Genomic DNA, 17,819 nt, shown 5'->3' on the forward strand with positions numbered 1-17,819 from the left:
TGTGCGCTGAGGAAGGCGCGAGCTGTCATGTACTGGGGGCACGATCAGGATGTCGGGTGCCAGAATGGTCAATAGCGCCGGAACAGTGTTTTCGGCCGTCACGCTTGCGGGTGGATTTGTCGCGCGGGCGTGGTTCGGGGATACCGTCGCCGACGGCGTCTGGCTGCTCGGGACGTTGCCCAACGTCATCGCGCTCACCGTCACGAGCGCCAAGGCCGTGTTTCGCAAGGAAACCGGTGTGGATCTGCTGGCCCTGGCGTCGGTGGTCGTTGCGCTGAGCCTCGGCGAATTCCTCGTGGCGGCCGTTATCTCGCTGATGCTGGCCAGTGGCCGTGCGCTGGAAGACTACGCGCAGTTCCGGGCGCAACGCGAGATGACCGCATTGCTCCGGCATGCTCCTCGCCAGGCTATCCGACAGGAACAAGGCAACTGGGTGTCCGTGGGCGTGAATGAGGTTCGCCCAGGCGATCGGCTTCTGGTGCGGCATGGCGAGGTGCTGCCCGTCGACGGTGTGTTGGCCTGCGCTGGCGATCTTGATGAATCTGCCCTGACGGGAGAGGCCACAATCCAGCGGCGGGCTGCTGGGGAAGCCGTTTGCAGCGGTGTGCTGAACGCCGGGTCCGTGCTGGAAATGGTTGCGCGTGCCACGGCGTCGGAGAGTATGTTTGCCGGAATTCTGCGTATGGTCGCGGCGGCACAGGCCGAACGCAGCCCGCTGACGCGCCTGGCCGATCGTTATGCCTTGTTCTTCATCGTTGTGGCGCTGGCCGTCGCGGGTGCCAGTTGGCTATGGAGCGGAGACGCCTTGCGCGTGCTGGCGGTACTGGTCGTGGCCACGCCGTGTCCGCTGATTCTGGGTGTACCGGTTGCCGTGGTGTCCGGATTGTCGCGTTGCGCAAGCCACGGTGTACTGGTGAAGGGCGGCGGCGCGATGGAACGCCTGGCGCGCGCCAGCATCCTGTTCTTCGACAAGACCGGCACACTTACCCGCGGTGCGGCGCGGCTTGCCGAGATGGCTAGCGCGCCGGGCGAGTCGACCGAGACGCTGCTGGGCCTTGCTGCATCGCTAGGTCAGGGATCGTCGCATGTTATCTCCGATGCGCTGATGACGACCGCGCGCGAGCGTGGCATGGCGCTTGCCACGCCAGCGGGTGTGAAAGAGCAGGCGGGCGCAGGTGTCGAGGGGATTGTCGACGGTCGTTTGGTCAGGATGGGTTCCAGCGCCTATGTGGTCGGTGATGCCAGTCTGCCGCTCTGGGCCGGCGCGATAGACCAGCGTATCCGCATGGGCGGCATGTCGGCGGTGTTCGTGGCCGTCGATGGTCAACTGGTTGGCATCCTGGCACTGGCGGATGCTATACGGGCTGAGACCCCTCGTGCATTGCGGCTTTTGCGGCGCGAGGGATTTGCGCGACAGGCCATGCTGACAGGGGACCGGCAGGATCTGGCGGAAGCCCTGGGGGCAATGCTAGGTGTTGAGGAGGTCTATGCGACACAATCGCCGACCCAGAAACTCGAGCGGATTCGGGCCGCCCGGCAGGATGGGCTGGTCATTATGGTGGGAGACGGTGTCAACGATGCGCCTGCCCTGGCCGCCGCTGATGTTGGCGTCGCGATGGGCGCTCGCGGCGCGGCCTCGGCTTCGGAGGTGGCGGACGTGGTGCTCCTAGTGGACCGCCTGGATCATCTGGCTGACGGGGTGCGGATCGCACGCCGCACGCTGCGGCTCGCCAAGCAGAGCGCAATATTGGGCATGGTGCTTTCCGTGGGCGCGATGGTCGCGGCGGGCCTTGGTGTGTTGCCGCCGCTGGAAGGCGCGATTCTTCAGGAGGCGATCGATGTGTTGGCCATCCTGATGGCCCTACGCGCCGCAGTACCCGCGCGCCAGGAGCGAAAAGCGACATTGGCCCCCGAAGTTGTGGGCCATCTGAGGGCGGAGCATGTGTTGCTGGAACCGATCATGGACAGGATTCGCGTAGTGGCCGACACCTTACCGACGTTGAGTGGCGAGACGGCGCGCTCCGAGTTGCGCGCGCTGAACCGGTCTCTGAGCGAGGTGCTGGTGCCGCACGAACGCAAGGACGATCTTCACCTCTACCCGGGTGTCGCGCAGTTGCTCGGCGGCGAGGACCCGATGGCAGCGATGAGTGGCATGCACCGCGAGATATTTCGACTGACATCGGGGCTGGACAAGGCCATCGCTGCGTTGCCGCCCCATGGTCCGAGCAGTGAGGCCGTGCATCACATACAGCGCTCGTTGTACGCCCTTGAAGCGGTTGTCCGACTGCATTGCGCGCAGGAAGACGAGCTGTATCACGCACTCGAGAAAATTGAGCCAAAGCGGGCATGAGACCCCGCTGGGCGCACCGCGCCGGATACCGGAATGCGCACGACAACACGGCATCCTGAAGTGTGGTGACCGCTCCGGGGCGAACAAGCCGAGTGCTAAGGCTGTGAGTCCTTGGCGGAGAGGCACGTGAAGACTGGCAAGTTTTTTCGAACCGGAAAGTCACCTAATAGTGATCTTCGCCAACACGTCGTCTGCGACGTGGTTTTTCGCTCGTGTTAAAACGAGAGAAATGGCGGGTTTTGTGCTCGAAACGGCCGGCCGCAGTATGCGATGGCAATGTCGCCTTCTGGCCGAATCCGGAAGTCGCCCGGCCACCAGGACTCGATGCGGGTCCGGACTTCCGTAGCCGACCCATGTGAGACATCCAGGGCGCTACACCATGGATGACTCCTTTTTGATTTATTTCTGACCCCGCGTCCATCACGTCAAGCCGACCAAACGTCGGTTGAAACCGGCCCAGTCGAGAGAGAGCATGGTCTCTTGTGCTCCGCCGTCAGGATTGTCCACATCGTAATAGCGGATCGATGATGCCTCCACCTGCGGGCTTCCATTGTGGTATCCGATGAAGATACGAAAGATCGCAGCAAGCTTTCCATAGCACAGGAACGCCTTGGCTAGTTCGCGAAAGAACTTCACATCAGTCTCTGGAAGCGCTGCCAGGGCCGCTTCGATACGCTCGATATGTAGGTTGGGCTGACGGGCAAAGCCGAACGAAGCTGAATTTTTTGGAGCTAGCACGTAGTAGCACAGGCCCGAGTCGTATGGCTTCGGAAATGGAAACGGAATCGTAAAACTACCGGCGTTGCTATATGAGGTGCGCGGCTCCATCGGCCTCAACGAATTGCTGGCTTAGACGCGCCCGATACGAGCAAACGCCGTTCGAGAATCGAACCACGTATGGTGCGTCAGTACTTGACCCTTCTCAACCGGGCAATGTATGTAATTCGAATGTGTGCCCGTGGAATGTACGCTCGTCGCGTGCCATGAGGCATTATCGGCGGCCACATTCCTATGCCAATCCCCTCGAAAAGAGGGATGGGGCGAATGGAGAACTATGGTATGCGCGATGCAGACCGCACTGCAAAGCGCCTGCCGAAGCGCCCTAACAGCGACTCTTCGAGACCCCCCAAGCTCTTCCTCTGACACGGCCGACGGCAGGTGCAATTTATCTCAGATTTGAATTATGACGAGGCTCTTCGATCGCAGCAGTAATGTGCTGCATCGCCAGGCCGCTATGGGCAAAATGACCGCGCCTTTGAATCGCTTTTTCCCGGGGCTCATCGTCTTGCGAATCTCACCAAGCTGTTGACGGGTGCGGCGGGACGTCAGCGTAAGCGGCGGCGTGTCTGCGTGCCATAACACTCGATGCCCTCGTAAGCTCCTATATACGATGGGTGCGGGCGTTCCGAGGGGTGTGTGGGTATGGGCGCGATCAAGAGCATCGGCTGGGCTGTCGTGGAAAAGCTGACGTTTATTGTTTGGCGGCTTGCCCTGGGCGATCTTCATGTTGTATCTCTGTATGCGATGGGTGTGGCGAAGGGTGGCCCATCGTGATAATTGATCCCTCCAGAGGCGCAGCCATTTCGGCCTCCATTTCGTCCCTCTTAAGAGTTCTTAAGTCGTGATCTCATGGGAACGGGAGGGATGCAGGTACCTTCGTCGAAGGCGATGGCGCGAGGGATTAATCTAAGATTAAGATCTTTTCCCTAATCTGCGCGTTCGGTTTCGCCCGGGCACGGCCGCGTGTTCCGGGCGGCATAACGCAATTTCGACGGCCCTCTCCATACCCGACATGCACCAGTCCACCAACCAGGAACGCATCAACAGAGACGCGGCTGACCACGACCATCCGTTTTCGTCGCCTACCGGTGCGAGCGCCTGGCGATCGTCTGCTGTGATGGGCTGGGCGGCGTTGTTCGTGGCCGTGGCGCTGCTGGTGTGGTTCGGGACGCTGGGCCTGCGGCACCTGGTGGGGCCCGACGAAGGGCGCTACGCGGAAATCTCGCGCGAGATGCTGGCCACGGGCGACTGGGTCACGATCCGCTACAACGCGCTGAAGTATTTCGAAAAGCCGCCATTCCACATGTGGGCAACCGCCGTGACCTACGCGCTGTTCGGCGTGGGCGAATGGCAAGCACGCCTGACCGTGGCGCTGGCCGGCCTGCTGGGTATCGGCATGTCGATGCTGGCCACCTGGCGCTGGTTCGGCCCGCGTGCCGCCGCGTTTGCCGGGCTGGCGCTGCTGGCCGCGCCGATGTGGAGCGTGGCCGCGCATTTCAACACGCTCGACATGACGCTGGCGGGCGTGATGTCGTGCATCCTGGCCTGCATGCTGGTGGCCCAGCACCCGGGCGCCTCGCCAGCAAGCCGGCTGCGGTGGATGGTCGCGTGCTGGGCGGCGATGGGCGTGGCCATCCTGACCAAGGGGCTGGTGGGCATCGCGTTGCCCGGCCTGGTGCTGGTGGTCTATACGCTGGTCACGCGCGATTGGGGATTGTGGCGCAGGCTGCACCTGAGCGCTGGCGCGGTGACGATGCTGGTCGTCGCCATGCCGTGGTTCTACCTGGTGTCCGAGCGCAATCCCGAGTTCCTGAACTTCTTCTTTATCCACGAACACTGGCAGCGATACACGTCCGGCGTGCATTCGCGCGGCGGCCCGATCGTGTACTTCGTGCCGCTGGTACTGGCGGGCTTCCTGCCCTGGGCGGGCCTGTTCCCCCGGCTCTGGACAGCCATGCGCAGCGCGGCCCCGGCCGAGGATGCCACCACGCGCGCGCGCTTCCGTCCGGCGCTGATGGCCGGCATCTGGGCCATCGCCATCTTCGTGTTCTTCAGTCTGTCGCGCTCGAAGCTGCCCGGCTACATCGTGCCGGTATTCCCGGCGCTGGGCATCCTGGCCGGCGTGGCGCTCGACCGCATGGATGCGCGGGCCTGGGGCCGCCAGCTGCGGGCCATGGCCATCGTTGCGATCTGCGGCTTGCTGGCCAGCCCGATCGTGGCCACGCTCAATGCCAACCACACGCCCAATGCGTTCTACCGCGCCTATGCCGTCTGGGTCGCCGTGGCCTTCGTGGTGATGCTGCTGGCCATCCTTGCCGCACGCATGCTGCTGCAGCGTCGTGGCGTGCTGCCCAGCGTGGCCGTCTACGCCCTGGGCATGTACATGGGATTCACCGCCGCACTGCTCGGCCACGAGACGGTGGGCGGCCCGGCATCGGGCGCCGACCTGGTGCCGCAGATCCACCAGCGGCTGACGCCGGGCATGAAGCTGTACGGCGTCAACATGCTGGATCACACACTGCCGTTCTACCTGGGCCATCCGCTGACGATGGTGGGGGCGGCGGACGAGCTGACATTCGGCACCACGGTGGAACCGCAGCGATGGGTGCCCGACATGGCGGCCTTCGCAACGGTCTGGAAGCAGGGCGAGCCCGCGATGGCGGTCATGTCGTCCCAGACCTACAGGGAACTGTCGCCACGCCTTCCACTCTACGTCGTGGCGCGCGACTGGCGCCGTGTGGTGGTGACCAACGTCCCGGCTGAGCCGCCGCCACAGGCGCGCTAGACCGACCTTCGAACTACCCGTTTTGGCCGACACCGCGCGGCCCTTTTTCGTTTTGAAAGATTCCCGATCCATGCACCAAAAGCGAGTCCTGATTCTTGGCGTCAACGGCTTCATCGGCCACCACCTGACGCGCCGCATCCTGGAAACCACGCAGTGGGAGGTCTACGGCATGGACATGTCGTCGGACCGCCTGGGCGACCTGGTGAACCATCCGCGCATGCACTTCTCCGAGGGTGACATCACCATCAACAAGGAGTGGGTGGAGTACAACATCCGCAAGTGCGACGTGATCCTGCCGCTGGTGGCCATCGCCACGCCGGCCACGTACGTGCGCAACCCGCTGCGCGTGTTCGAGCTGGACTTCGAGGCCAACCTGCCGATCGTGCGCAGCGCCGTGAAGTACGGCAAGCACCTGGTGTTCCCGTCGACCTCCGAGGTCTACGGCATGTGCGCCGACGAGGAATTCGACCCCGAGGCCTCGCCGCTGATCTACGGCCCGATCAACAAGCCGCGCTGGATCTACGCCTGCTCCAAGCAGCTGATGGACCGCGTGATCCACGCCTACGGCATGGAGCAGGGCCTGAACTACACGCTGTTCCGCCCGTTCAACTGGATCGGCGCGGGGCTGGACTCGATCTTCGAATCGAAGGAAGGGTCGTCGCGCGTGGTGACGCAGTTCCTTGGCCATATCGTGCGCGGCGAGCCGATCAAGCTGGTCGATGGCGGCGCGCAGAAGCGGGCCTTTGCCGATATCTCGGACGGCATCTCGGCGCTGATGCAGATCATCGAGAACAAGGATGGCGTGGCCAGCGGCAAGATCTTCAACATCGGCAACCCGAAGAACATCCACTCGGTGCGCGAGCTGGCCGAGATGATGCTGAAGATGGCGGCCGATTACCCGGAGTACGCCGAGGAAGCGCGCAAGACGCAGATCGTGGAGACGTCGTCGGGCGAGTTCTACGGCAAGGGCTACCAGGACGTGCAGCATCGCGTGCCGAAGATCGACAACACGATCGACGAACTGGGCTGGAAGCCCGAGGTGACGATGGAACAGGCGCTGCGCCGCATCTTCGAGGCCTACCGCGACAAGGTGGTGGACGCCCGTACGCTGGTCAACGACACACAGTGAAGGCGGCGTTAAGCCAGTCGTCATGCGCACGTGGGCGTCGCTTGCGGCGAATTCCCGTGCTCGATGAGCGGGGACGATTGCATTCTTGCATCGACGCTCCGGCGTGCGAGACCCTTCTCACTCACGCACACAGCTATACTCAGAAGTACGCAGATAATTCCCGCTCACTGTGGCCCAATGCGTCAAGAGGGATTCAGCTTTGCGCATGCCCTATCACGCATCGCGACGCCTTCAACGGTGCATTTTTCGTGATTACTTCCCGCGCATCAGTGTTGACGTCCGTTGTAACCACAAAGGATCGTCACGGAACCGGCGTGTAAAGAGTGCATTCCATGAATAGGAACCAGCCGACACGTGCACTCTTTGGCACACAGTTTGCCCGGTCTCGGAGCGATACCGGGTGTTCCAGGAACCCTGGCGCCAGTTGCGGCACGCCGCCGGCATCGCGAATCAGCCGAAGCAGGCTATCCAGCGCCGCCATCGGGTCATCCTGCACCAGATAGGCTTCGAGATTGAGGCTTCCACTGCCGGCGTAGCACATGCCGTTGGGTAACCGCTGTCCGTCCATCGGCACGATTGGAATCGAGCACCGGATGAGCAACATCGCCTCGACGAAACCACACTCGAACCCGAGGACAATTCGCGGCCCCTCACGGGCAATTCGTACCCGTTTCTGCGAGGTCACCGGCCGCGTGATCGCCGGTCCGGCGTCGTCCAAAACCTGATGGTTCAGGAACGGCCACATCTAAATGACGCGGCTGGATCTCCTCCATCCCAGCCTGGCGCTGTGAGCAATGCTGCGCGGACTTCAGCGTGCGCGTCCAACGCTATGCGCCGCATCGGTCGCACCGAAGTCGCCAAGGACGGCGCCTTGAGCCGCAAGCGCGTGACCTTGGTAAGCGCCGAGCGGCATTGGGCAAATCGAGTTGCAGCGAGGCGGCGAGCGTTTTGGCGACCCGACGGCATGCCAGCGCCCGATCGATCAGGCTTGCCACCAGGCTGCGTAGGAAGCGACGAAATTCGCCGTGAGGTCCAACATGCAACGGCACAACAGCCTCGGCACCCGCCTGGGCCGCCAGCGCGGACCGTGCACACGCTTCAGCGGAGGCCCCCTGCGCTGCACGGCCTGGCGCCTTCGAGCATTTGCGCGGCAAATGGGAGAACGACGTTCGACGCGGTGTATTTCGACATGATTCCGACCGAGCGGCTGGTGTACAGCTACGAGATGCACATGGGCGACCGCAAGATCTCGGTGTCGCTGGCTGTGTTCGAGCTGAAAGCCGTGGGGCAGGGCACGCAACTGAGGCTGACCGAGCATGGCGCATTCCTCGACGGCTATGACGATGCCGGCTCGCGCGAACACGACTAGCGGCTGCTGCTCGATGCCGTCGGTGAATGGGTGGGGCAGCAGGGCGCAACGCTAGGCCTTGCGCAGGCTGCGCCATTCGGCCCACTGCCACGACAGCAGCGCGGGCACGCCGAACGCCAGTTCCCTTGCGCGCTTGACCAGGGCCAGTGCCAGCGAGGTCTGCGGCGCGATGCCCAGGCCGGTGCCCAGCACCACGAGCACGGCTTCCTGCACGCCCAGGCCGGCGGGGATGAAAAAGACGATCTGGCGCGCCGCCAGCGTCAGGGCTTCGATGACCAGCGCGGCGCCAAAGTTCAGGGGATGGCCCAGCAGTGACAGGCCCCACCAGACTTCCAGCGTGCCCACGGACAGCCCGGCCAGTTGCCATGCCAGCGTGCTGAACAGCGCGCGTGCGCGCCGACAGAGTGCGCGAATCTGCGCGTCCAGCCGCTTGCCATCGATGTGCGATGCCAGCCAGTGCTCGTGGCCCAGGATGCGGCGCGCCGCCCCTTCCAGCCGCGTGAACCATGCGCCGTGCCGCAGCGCCCAGGCGAACAGCGCCGGGACCGGCAGCGACAGCAGCAGCCCGATCGCAATCAGCATGCCGTGGCCCGTCAACGGGGTGGTCGAGACCAGCAGCAGCACGCCGGCCAGCGCGAACAGGTATTGCGCGAACATCGTCACCATGACTTCAATCACCACGCTGGCCGTGACGGCACTCCCGTCGGGCACGCGGCGCCACGTCAGGCGGATACCGACGATTTCGCCGCCGATGCCGGCGCTTGGGAGCAGCCGCGTGACGGCCTCGCGCACGGTGGCAACCCAGAGCAGGAAACTGGTATCGGCCCGGGCCGCGGGATCGGCCGGCGCCAGCAGCGTGCGCCATCCGCGTGCATCGAGCCATAACGCGGCCAGGTGGATGGGCACCAGCCACAGCAATGGCCAGCCGGCGCGCCGCAGGATGTCGCCCACTTCGGCCAGGCCCGACAGGGTGACCACGGCGGTGAGGATCAGCAAGCCCGCCAGCGCGCCCGCCAGCGCCAAGCGTTTGAGCCTCATGCGGCGATCAGGTCGGCAAAGCCGCCGCGCCGCGGGGCCACGCGTTCGGCCGCCGCGCGCACCCGGGGCGACAGCAGCGCCGCCAGTTCGTCGGCATGCCGATAACCGGTCATCGACGCGCCGATCCGCGCGCCCGAGCTGACAGCCGGATGGCAATAGATCTCCACCACGCCGTCCGGCAGCCGATCGAGCGCGGCAAGCAGCGCGGATTCGTCCATCGCCCCGCTGGACGACAGCCCGAGCACGAAATCGTTGTGCGCAATGCCGGCGCGGTCCAGCCGCCGGTGCAGCAAGGCCAGCCAAGGGCGAAGGAACAGCGGGCCACGGGCCTCGCGTGGCAGCCGCATGGCGCGCAGGCCATAGTCGTGCCCGATGCGCAGGATCAGCCCCAGCACGGTGGGATGCAGGTGGAAGTGCTTGTGCGCGTTCACGTGGTCGAGTGGCAGGCCGGTACGCGCGAACGCGTCGAACTGGGCGCGGGCACGACAGTGTGGTGACAATGGCCGTCGAGCCGGAATCCGGTCTTCTGAAACCTATTGGCTGGACACCGACCGGTGAGAAAGGCCATCGGTTCTTCACCTTGTCCTCTACTGGAAAGTCGATGTATGTGGCCAACGAAGGTAGCGACAGCACTGCCGAGCTGACGTTCGACGAGCATTCGGGCCAGTTGATTGCAAGCGGAAACGTGATGCCAACGGGTAGCCCTGTTTGCATCGTCGTTAGGCAGTGACTCGTAGACCGGCAAGCCAAACAAACGAAGATGAAAACATCTCGCCTCCGCTCCGGGGGTACTGGATCTCGATCCCTGCATAGGGTCAAGTACTACAGTCTTGTGGCCGGGCTAATACTAACTTTGGCCGCCAGCTTTATCGCATGGGATGCGCTTCTACGATAGCCGGGAGCGGAGACAAATGAATGCTACGTGGTGTGATGTCGATCGACCGGCCGCTTTGCGGGCGAACTGAGTCATTGCCGACGGGCTTGGGATTGGCTGCTGTTGGCCGACCTCGCCCTGCCGGTTTTCCGTCGGCATGGCCGGCGGTCTCTGAACGAGCTCGTCTTCTTCAGAAGGAGACGCGCGGCGCGTTACCTGAGGGGCGCGGAGGGAGAACTTGCAGCCAGGGCCAACAGCCGATCCGTTCGACCGGCGAGCCAGCCTATCGGTCTCGAATGGGCACGTCGACTTTCTTGCCCTGCACTTGATACTCCAATGTGCTTCCTTTCGGGGCACCCAAGTCAAAGAGTTTCTGCTTTAGGAAGGGGAGTCCTCTGTCGAGGTCGATCAGATCCACGTCAACGCCTACCCATATAATTTTGCGCTCCTTCGAGAGCGAGCTGCCGCCGCCCGTGACCTTACCGAGCTTTGCTTCTTTCAAGGCTGCATCGAGTGGGTCCTCGTACTTTTGCCCCCTCTCGATCGGCATAATTGATTCGTTGATTCTCACGAATACAAATGTCGGCGCCTTTTGGGCCAGCGTTACGCACGGCAGGAATAGCGCCAGGAGGAGCGGAAAAATGCGTTTGCAGATCATGATATGGGCGAGACTTCTGAATTCGACGGGCTGTCCAGCTAGAGATTGTTGACGATCTGAGGCGCACTATCGAACGACTGGTACTGACCGATTTCCAGGCCGCCGACGACCGGCCGTTACTGGCCGGACCCCGTCGTCGACCCACATTCACAGGCTAGGTCCAGCTCAATCGGCGGTTCGCGACCCTTCTCGGTCATTTGGCGACTGGAGGTGTGATGTCCGCTTCGGGCCAAAGAGCGGTCGGTAGACCGTGAACGCTACAGAATTAGAGTGCCCGTGCATCGCTAGCTGGAGCGATGCACGGGCGCGCTTCTTAACGGACCTTCTCGATGTCCCCAGGCTTCCAGGTCTGCTTGAAGAACGCTTCCTCAGGCGAATAGAGCCTGAGGATGACGAAGTAGCCCTTGCCCGGCAGCGTGCGCAGCCAGTTCTTCTCTTTGCCGGCCGGCGCGTTGGGGCCAAAGTACAAGTCGATTGAACCATCGGGGTTCTGCACGGGCTTGTCCATCTGATTCAACGACGGGTGATCCTGGCCGTTGTCGAGCCCAGATGCGGTCATGCCGTCGTAGACGGTTGCGGACCAGAAGTTCTTCGCCGGGATGTTCGGTGGCAGGTGCAGGCTGTATGACTGTCCACCATCGAGGAAATTGCCGTCCTTGTCGCGGAACGTGACCGGATACTTGGCACCGGCATTCACCAGATTTTTCACCATGCCTGGGCTGGCGGAATAGGCGCTGGTGTAATAGCCAGAGCGTTGTTCGAGATTCGTAAACGATCGGCCTGACTGGAAGGAGGTGTCTTCGCCCGCGAATACATTCACCCATTTGCGATCTGGATAGTACAAGCCCCCAGGCTCGCGCGTGACCATATCGGTGATCACGACCTTGCTCATCTTGAAAGCGGTCTTCGCGGCTCGGTCAAGCAGTGAACGCATCTCAGGAGTCGGAGAGAACTGCTTGTCCTTCTCGATGCCGATTGTATGCAGGAAGCCCCGCATGTCGAGGTCAGCGGGGGCGACGTACTCGCTGTCGATGAAGCGTGACAGCATGTCAAAATAGCTCGCATCACTCGGGAAGAGCAGATTGGCGGGCTTCGTATTTCCGTCGGGGAACTGCATGGGCTTGGCCAATGCCTTCTGGCCGAGAGGGTAGATTCGCGTGGCGGCGATTTGCGCGTTCGCCTTCGACAGGTCTTTCGGGTCACTGAAGAACGTGCGCCAGAACAGGAAGACGTTGTAGGTGCGCGAACGATAGACGAAGGCGCCCTTGGGCAAGCTGGCTTTGGGTGGCTCGCCTTTGTAGTCCGGGGGCAGGAGCACATAGATGCCACCTTTGCCCTTGTCTGGGCCAGCTAGGCCGACATCACCGGTCCAGGTGTGACCGTCAATCGTCGGGCCGACAAGTGGGCGCTGGAAAAAGTCATCCAGGATCCCCTGCACACCGGCGGGTGCCTCTACTACGAGCGGACCGTCCTTCTTCAGGTCCAGGTATCCCATCGCGTAGACGACATCGGAGTTCGGCGTGGTAACCTGTGTGGAGGCCCTGATCCGTTCTTTCCACGTTGGCAGCACGTTGTAGCCAGCGCCGAAGACTTTCTCGGATCCTTCCTTCATCGCCCAGAGGTTGATCGCCGGCAGCGCCCACAGATAGGCCTGCGTCGCGCGCTGAAAGAGCAGTTCGTCCTGCAGCATGCGCGAGGATTCCGGCGTGGGATAGTCCTTCACGAACGGCGCGTTGGCGAGGGTGTCGTAGCGGGAGCCCTGTGCGATCGCGGCACTGGACACGCACAACGCAATGACGGCCATGATGATCGATGTCGGGTGTGGTGCTTTCATTTGAACCCCTAGATATTTGAATTGGCTGTTGCAGTGCACCTGCGATCGTCGAATGTCATGCCACCTTGCGGATCACCGGCGGCTTCCACGAGCCATCGAGGATCGGCTGCTTACCCCAATAGGCGCGGATATAAAGCGAGAAGGCGCCGTTCGGTGCCGGCAGCCAGTTGGACTCACGCTCCGCGCCCGGCGATTTCGCACCCACATACAGCGTTAGTGATCCATCTGCGTTGCGCTTCAGCGTGGTGTTCTTCGTGCCGAGCGAGTAGCGCTTGAGGTTGTTCGGATGGAACAGGTGCTTGTCGTTGTACAGCGTCAGGGACCAGAAGCCGTTGACAGGTGGTTCCTGCCCGGCCGGGAAGACGATCTCGTAATTGCTGACGCCGGTCAGTGCCCCACCGGCACCGTCGAAGTCGGTATAGAAATATTGAGTCTCGGTGGGCCGGTTGTCGAACATGTTCGACTTGGCCGTGCCGGTACGGTCGAAGTAGTCGAATCCGGTCTGAGCGTTGTTGGTCGAGCGGTTCCAGCCATTGCCGGCGGGCAGGCCATTGCGGCGCCATTCGAAGAACGGCCCGATGGCGTCACGTTCGGTCTCGACCGCAGTCGAGACGAGCAGCTTCTTGATCTCCGCATCGCGGTTGGCGACTTCCATCAGCGAACGGAACTGCGCGTACAGCGCTTCCTCGCCAGGCAGCGGCGGCACGGTGTCCAGCACCTCTCCGAATTGGTCGAAGAACTTTTCCGGGATGACCCACTTGGTCTCGCCGGCGCTGGCACCGGCATCGGATTTGGGGCCGGGAATCTCCGGCGCCTTCGCCCAGTCGATGGTTTTCATGCGGCCGTCGAACTGCTTCAGCGGATAGAAGACGATCTGGTTGATGACCGGTTGGATTGCCTTGCGATCCTCTGCCGTATCGTTCATGAAGACGCGCGGAATAGCGTTGGCCAGCGACGTCGGGCAGCGGATCACTGCGTTGATGCCGGCGGGCTTGCTGCCTTTCCAATTGGGCCCCGCCAGCAGGTAGAATCCGGGCTTGGTCTTGTAAGGCTTGCCAACCTGGCCGAATTGGTTGGTTCGCGCGTCGTACAGCGCATAGACCCAGAACCGGTCGCCAAAGTTGGGCACCTGGGCCACTACTGGCTCTTCGTCCAAATGGAAAAATCCCAGCCCGTAGACCACGTCCTGATTTGGACACGTCACGAAGGTCTCGGCGGGATCGATGTAGTCGTGCAGCATGCCTACCTGCCCGCGCGGAGCTGCCGGCAACACGCCATTAAGCAGGCCTGGATGAGGTGCCTGGGTAATGCGCGCGAACCGGTTGAGCATATTGACCATCGGCCAGCCCCACACATAGGCCATGCGAGCGATGACCTGCGCATAGCCAGCGTGCATCGGCAAGCCGGTAGGCGGTTGTATTTCCTTTGAGGCAGGTGTTCCGGTCGAGCCGGCGTTCGCTTGGGCGCCGCCCTTCGATTCTGCAGCTCCTGCGGTCGCCGACATTGTCGACAGCGACGCCAGGGTCAGTGGTGCCGTCCCGCCGAGTACGGCTAGTAGCCTGCGCGTGGTATCAACTTTGTCCGAGTTTGCCATCGTCAGCCTCATCTATTAGGAGAGGGGCTGGGTGTGAAGACGTCAAAACATGCAGCCGCAGACTGTCATCTGCACACCCAGTCGAGCTTCTAATACTGCACAGATTGGCGAACGGCCAGAAGTAAAAGTTTCTTGCGCTAGATATGAACGATTCCACAGCGAGCGTCTTGGGTGGCCGAATCGTTCCGGCGTTGCCACTCAAAGGGAACCCGCGGCGTCTCCCTAGCGCTCCATCCATTCTGTTGTGTGAGATGTGCAGACCTAATTTAACCTTCATCTAATTCAGTGACGGCGCGGGGCCTCTATAGTGAATCTGCTTCGTGGGGGACTTAGTGCACCAAGGGGGAGCCATGCGGAAGTTCGCTTTGACTGTGATTCTGTCAACGCTTCTTGGCGCCTGTGGAGGGGATGGGGGTGACAATACAATGGGTAGTAGCGGTGTCGTGTCCCCGCAGGATGTCTCGGTCCCATTACAGACCGCCGTGGCTAATGTGGTCATGGGGGGAATGTCCGTCAATTTTTCCATTTCTGGCACTGCGGACAACGTTGCTGTGACGGGGAATGGCACCTTGACCGATACCCCGGGAGTCACCACAACACTTAACGGCACCACGGTCGTCGAGACAACAGAAACCATGACCGACACGATTGTGCTGAACGGTACTTCTGAACAGGCAACGGAAACGATGGAAATCTTCAGGAACCCGGATACCTTCGCAGAAGTCAGCGAAGACCGGGGCGGTACGGTGGTCGACTTTCCCCCTTACACCTACCCGGCGTCGGTCAAGCCGGGCGACGGCGGCACGTTAGCAACCGGCAAGATGTTTTCCGACAATACCCGTACAAACCAGACAGGCACCGTGGAGCTTTCCTATAGTGTCGACCCTGATACATCGTCGTCCGTATTGGTGACGCTAAAGGAAAAGGATTTTGACAGCAATAGCGTGCAGGCGGCTGAAGACGACCGTACGTTCGAGGTCGACACTAAGGGAAAACCAAAGCACGTCAAGGATAAGGTGAAGGGCAAGCACAACGGGCACCAGGTGGACATAGAAGACGACGACTGAAATTGCGAAGAAATTTCTAGCTCATCCACGCACGGCACGTGATGAAACGACGACTGTTTGAGGTCATCTGGTGGCTATCCGTCCTGTGGATTGGCTTGACGATCGGCTATTTCACTGCCGTTAACCTGGAAGCCGCCTACATTCCTGGCGAGGGGCTTGGTTTGGGACTTACTTTCGCATCTCCCGGATTGGTCGGCCTTGTCGTCTGCTACTTCGCCTACGGCACGGCTTGGCGCCCACCACGGCATGGCGAACTGGACGGCTAAGGCACGCATCCACTGAGGTCGATACGCACGAGTCTGCGGCCCCTTCTCACCGGCGACCAAGTAGCTTGATCTGTGATGTCTCTTATCTTCGCGCAGCCGACGCTTGAACGTCTCGGTGAAGCCGCGCGCGGGCGGCTGTAGCTGGCCGTTCGGCGACCCTCATCCGCCCACGCCACACGATACATCGCACCGCACAAAATGAGCTCGCGGAGACCCAAAAATCTTTGCAGATCAATGGTCTATTTTCGAGCGCCGAAAGCCTGCCGCATCTGCCGGGCGCGCTCAAGTTCATCGCCGTGCAGGTACATTGACGTCGTGGCAATCGACGCATGGCGTAGGTTGTCGCGCACGGCAGCGAGCTCGGCCCCGCGTGCCAGCGCATGGCTGGCGTGGCTGTGCCGCATCCAATGGGGCGTGGCGCGTCGGAGCTTCTCGGCGGCCACTGGGTGATCGGATTCGATGGTGTCAGCGGCCTGCATGAAGAACCGCCGCAGTACACGCCAAAGTTGATCGCCGGTAATGCCGATAGTGCCATCCTCGCCCAGACTGCCGACTAGGGGTGTCTTCGGGTTCCACCGGTCCCGACTGACCGGCAGCCCACGCTGTGTCAGGTACTGGTCAAGCGCCATATACGCGAGCGGCGGCACGGATACCTTGCCAGGCTTGCCACCCTTGCCGACAACGTGCAGCCAGTGTTCATCGTGTCCATCGAGGCGGACATTGCCAAGGACGGCGCCGACCAGTTCGCTGGCGCGCAGGCCCGTGGCATAGCCGAAATCGAGCAGGAATCGTAGGCGCTGCGCCGCCGGCTCGGACCAGCCGTAGGACCACTCCAAGCCATCGGCAATGGCGCGCAGCAGCAGCCATTCGCCCTCGGTAAAACCTCGCGCCGTATCCAGCGCGGGCCGCGAGGCATGCCCTCGGACCTTGACGCCAGCAAACGGGTTGGCCAGCACATAGCGCTGCTCGATGAGCCAGCGGAACAGGGCCGAGAGCACCGTGAGCGCATAGGCAGCCGAGCGCGCCGACAGGCCGCCCGAGAACGGGCGCCACTCCACCGAGTCGCGTGGTCGTGGTGGCCCGACCCAGCGCTCACGCGGGGTTGGGCGCCGCACGAAGGCGCGGTAGGCGATGGCATCATCGGTCGTCAGCGATGAGAGCGCCCGGCCGCGTTCAACGATTGCCCAGAGAATCAGCCGCTCGGCTTCCTTGCGATAGGCGCGCTGCGTGGCAGCTGTCTCGTGCAGAGATAGCCAGGCCTGCACCGCCTCGTAGTCGTTCGTTGCGTTCAGCGTGCAGGCCTCGCGCGGGGCGCGGAACCTGCCCTGCGAGCCATCGACTTCGTTCGGCAGATGCAACTGCTCCCACGGCACGATGCCGCGGGGCTCGGTGACCGCAATGAGGGCCCGAGCGCGCTCGGTCAGGTGCGGGTGCGCGGCGAAAAAGGCTTCGACCTGTCGGGCGCCGGTCATGCCGAGCCCCTCGATGGCTTTCCACCAGCCGCGCCGGCGCGGAATCCGGACAGTCAGATCCGAGAGAGTGCGGATGCCGTGCGCTTGCAGGGCCGTGACGGTCCTGGGCGTCAGCCATTGGTCGATGTCGTCACTGATCTGGGGCTGCGGAACTGGAAGCGTGGGCAGTAGCTTGATGGCTCGATCGACAGCGCGGGCGCGCTCATGCCGTTCTTCTGGGGCGTGCTGGAACAATTCGGCCAGATCTGGCCGATGGCGGCTACTGGCGAAGTCGATGAGCTGCCGAAGGACGTGCCCCAGCATGCCGCGCGCGGACTGACCGGCTACCTTGCGTGCTGCCAGATAGTGCTCCACAGCGGCACGGGAACTGAGCCCTGCTGGCAGTGGCGGAAGCCGAGGCCATGGTCTGGTCCGTTCTCAGCAGTGTAGGTTATCTATCAAAAAGCATGCATTGTGATAATAACGATTATCTCGATAGTACGATATAGACTGCACATTTTTTCCTGAAACTTGCCTCGGAAATCGGCGTGCCGCCCGCTGAAATCCGATTCATCGAGGAGTGGCATGCCACGCCGCACTGTACTCCGTTTCGTTGAATGTGTA

The 17,819-nt window shown here is 62.3% G+C and carries 13 protein-coding genes and 3 pseudogenes; 7 read left to right on the forward strand and 9 right to left on the reverse strand.

Translation table 11 applies throughout. From position 1 onward, the window contains the following. Positions 1-64: 64 nt before the first annotated feature. Entirely contained in the window at positions 65-2,350 is a 2,286-nt protein-coding gene (locus BLQ58_RS24770) for a heavy metal translocating P-type ATPase (protein ID WP_254776131.1), read from the forward strand. 420 nt (positions 2,351-2,770) lie between these two features. Here the strand turns inward: BLQ58_RS24770 and BLQ58_RS24775 are convergent, their stop codons facing one another. After that, positions 2,771-3,178: a hypothetical protein gene (locus BLQ58_RS24775; RefSeq protein ID WP_029051157.1), complete on the reverse strand. Its 408-nt coding sequence runs from the start codon at positions 3,176-3,178 to the stop codon at positions 2,771-2,773. Between the two features lie 342 nt (positions 3,179-3,520). Further along, positions 3,521-3,856 (reverse strand): hypothetical protein, encoded by a 336-nt coding sequence (locus tag BLQ58_RS28940; protein WP_139186164.1) that lies wholly within the window; start codon positions 3,854-3,856, stop codon positions 3,521-3,523. A 286-nt stretch (positions 3,857-4,142) separates the two neighbouring features. Here BLQ58_RS28940 and BLQ58_RS24780 point away from each other — a divergent pair, with 286 nt between their 5' ends. Next, entirely contained in the window at positions 4,143-5,915 is a 1,773-nt protein-coding gene (locus BLQ58_RS24780) for a glycosyltransferase family 39 protein (RefSeq protein WP_029051158.1), read from the forward strand. 70 nt (positions 5,916-5,985) lie between these two features. Continuing rightward, positions 5,986-7,044, forward strand: a complete 1,059-nt coding sequence (locus tag BLQ58_RS24785; protein ID WP_049815895.1) for a bifunctional UDP-4-keto-pentose/UDP-xylose synthase — start codon at positions 5,986-5,988, stop codon at positions 7,042-7,044. Between the two features lie 301 nt (positions 7,045-7,345). On the opposite strand, the gene BLQ58_RS24790 is transcribed toward BLQ58_RS24785, so the two are convergent. Next, on the reverse strand, positions 7,346-7,789 hold the full coding sequence (locus BLQ58_RS24790; protein ID WP_029051159.1) for a hypothetical protein: 444 nt from the start codon (positions 7,787-7,789) through the stop codon (positions 7,346-7,348). Between the two features lie 377 nt (positions 7,790-8,166). On the opposite strand from BLQ58_RS24790, the pseudogene BLQ58_RS24800 reads away from it, so the two are divergent. Continuing rightward, a pseudogene (locus tag BLQ58_RS24800) lies at positions 8,167-8,413 on the forward strand (SRPBCC domain-containing protein); the annotation flags it as partial. A gap of 51 nt (positions 8,414-8,464) precedes the next feature. Here the strand turns inward: BLQ58_RS24800 and BLQ58_RS24805 are convergent. Then, positions 8,465-9,451, reverse strand: a complete 987-nt coding sequence (locus tag BLQ58_RS24805; protein ID WP_029051161.1) for a lysylphosphatidylglycerol synthase domain-containing protein — start codon at positions 9,449-9,451, stop codon at positions 8,465-8,467. Continuing rightward, positions 9,448-9,930: pseudogene (locus BLQ58_RS24810) on the reverse strand (ChbG/HpnK family deacetylase); the annotation flags it as partial. The pseudogene BLQ58_RS24810 and the gene BLQ58_RS24805, both read right to left, overlap by 4 nt. A 20-nt stretch (positions 9,931-9,950) precedes the next feature. On the opposite strand from BLQ58_RS24810, the gene BLQ58_RS24815 reads away from it, so the two are divergent. Continuing rightward, entirely contained in the window at positions 9,951-10,181 is a 231-nt protein-coding gene (locus BLQ58_RS24815) for a beta-propeller fold lactonase family protein (protein WP_092602833.1), read from the forward strand. 427 nt (positions 10,182-10,608) lie between these two features. Here the strand turns inward: BLQ58_RS24815 and BLQ58_RS24820 are convergent, their stop codons facing one another. The 3 genes from BLQ58_RS24820 to BLQ58_RS24830 form a co-directional block, all read right to left on the reverse strand. Then, positions 10,609-10,983, reverse strand: a complete 375-nt coding sequence (locus BLQ58_RS24820; protein WP_049815896.1) for a hypothetical protein — start codon at positions 10,981-10,983, stop codon at positions 10,609-10,611. 313 nt (positions 10,984-11,296) lie between these two features. After that, on the reverse strand, positions 11,297-12,817 hold the full coding sequence (locus tag BLQ58_RS24825; protein WP_049815897.1) for a DUF1254 domain-containing protein: 1,521 nt from the start codon (positions 12,815-12,817) through the stop codon (positions 11,297-11,299). 55 nt (positions 12,818-12,872) lie between these two features. Next, on the reverse strand, positions 12,873-14,411 hold the full coding sequence (locus BLQ58_RS24830; protein ID WP_029051163.1) for a DUF1254 domain-containing protein: 1,539 nt from the start codon (positions 14,409-14,411) through the stop codon (positions 12,873-12,875). A gap of 443 nt (positions 14,412-14,854) precedes the next feature. Between BLQ58_RS24830 and BLQ58_RS24835 the strand changes: the two genes are divergently transcribed. Further along, a complete protein-coding gene (locus tag BLQ58_RS24835; RefSeq protein WP_254776132.1) occupies positions 14,855-15,478 on the forward strand; it encodes a hypothetical protein in 624 nt (207 codons plus the stop codon). Positions 15,479-15,519: 41 nt separating this feature from the next. Then, entirely contained in the window at positions 15,520-15,744 is a 225-nt protein-coding gene (locus tag BLQ58_RS24840) for a hypothetical protein (protein WP_029051165.1), read from the forward strand. Between the two features lie 239 nt (positions 15,745-15,983). Here BLQ58_RS24840 and BLQ58_RS24845 read toward each other — a convergent pair. After that, positions 15,984-17,594 (reverse strand): annotated as a pseudogene (locus BLQ58_RS24845) (phage integrase family protein); the annotation flags it as partial. Between the last annotated feature and the right edge of the window lie 225 nt (positions 17,595-17,819).

Source organism: Ralstonia sp. 25mfcol4.1 (assembly GCF_900104095.1).
In the GTDB taxonomy this organism is placed as follows: domain Bacteria; phylum Pseudomonadota; class Gammaproteobacteria; order Burkholderiales; family Burkholderiaceae; genus Cupriavidus.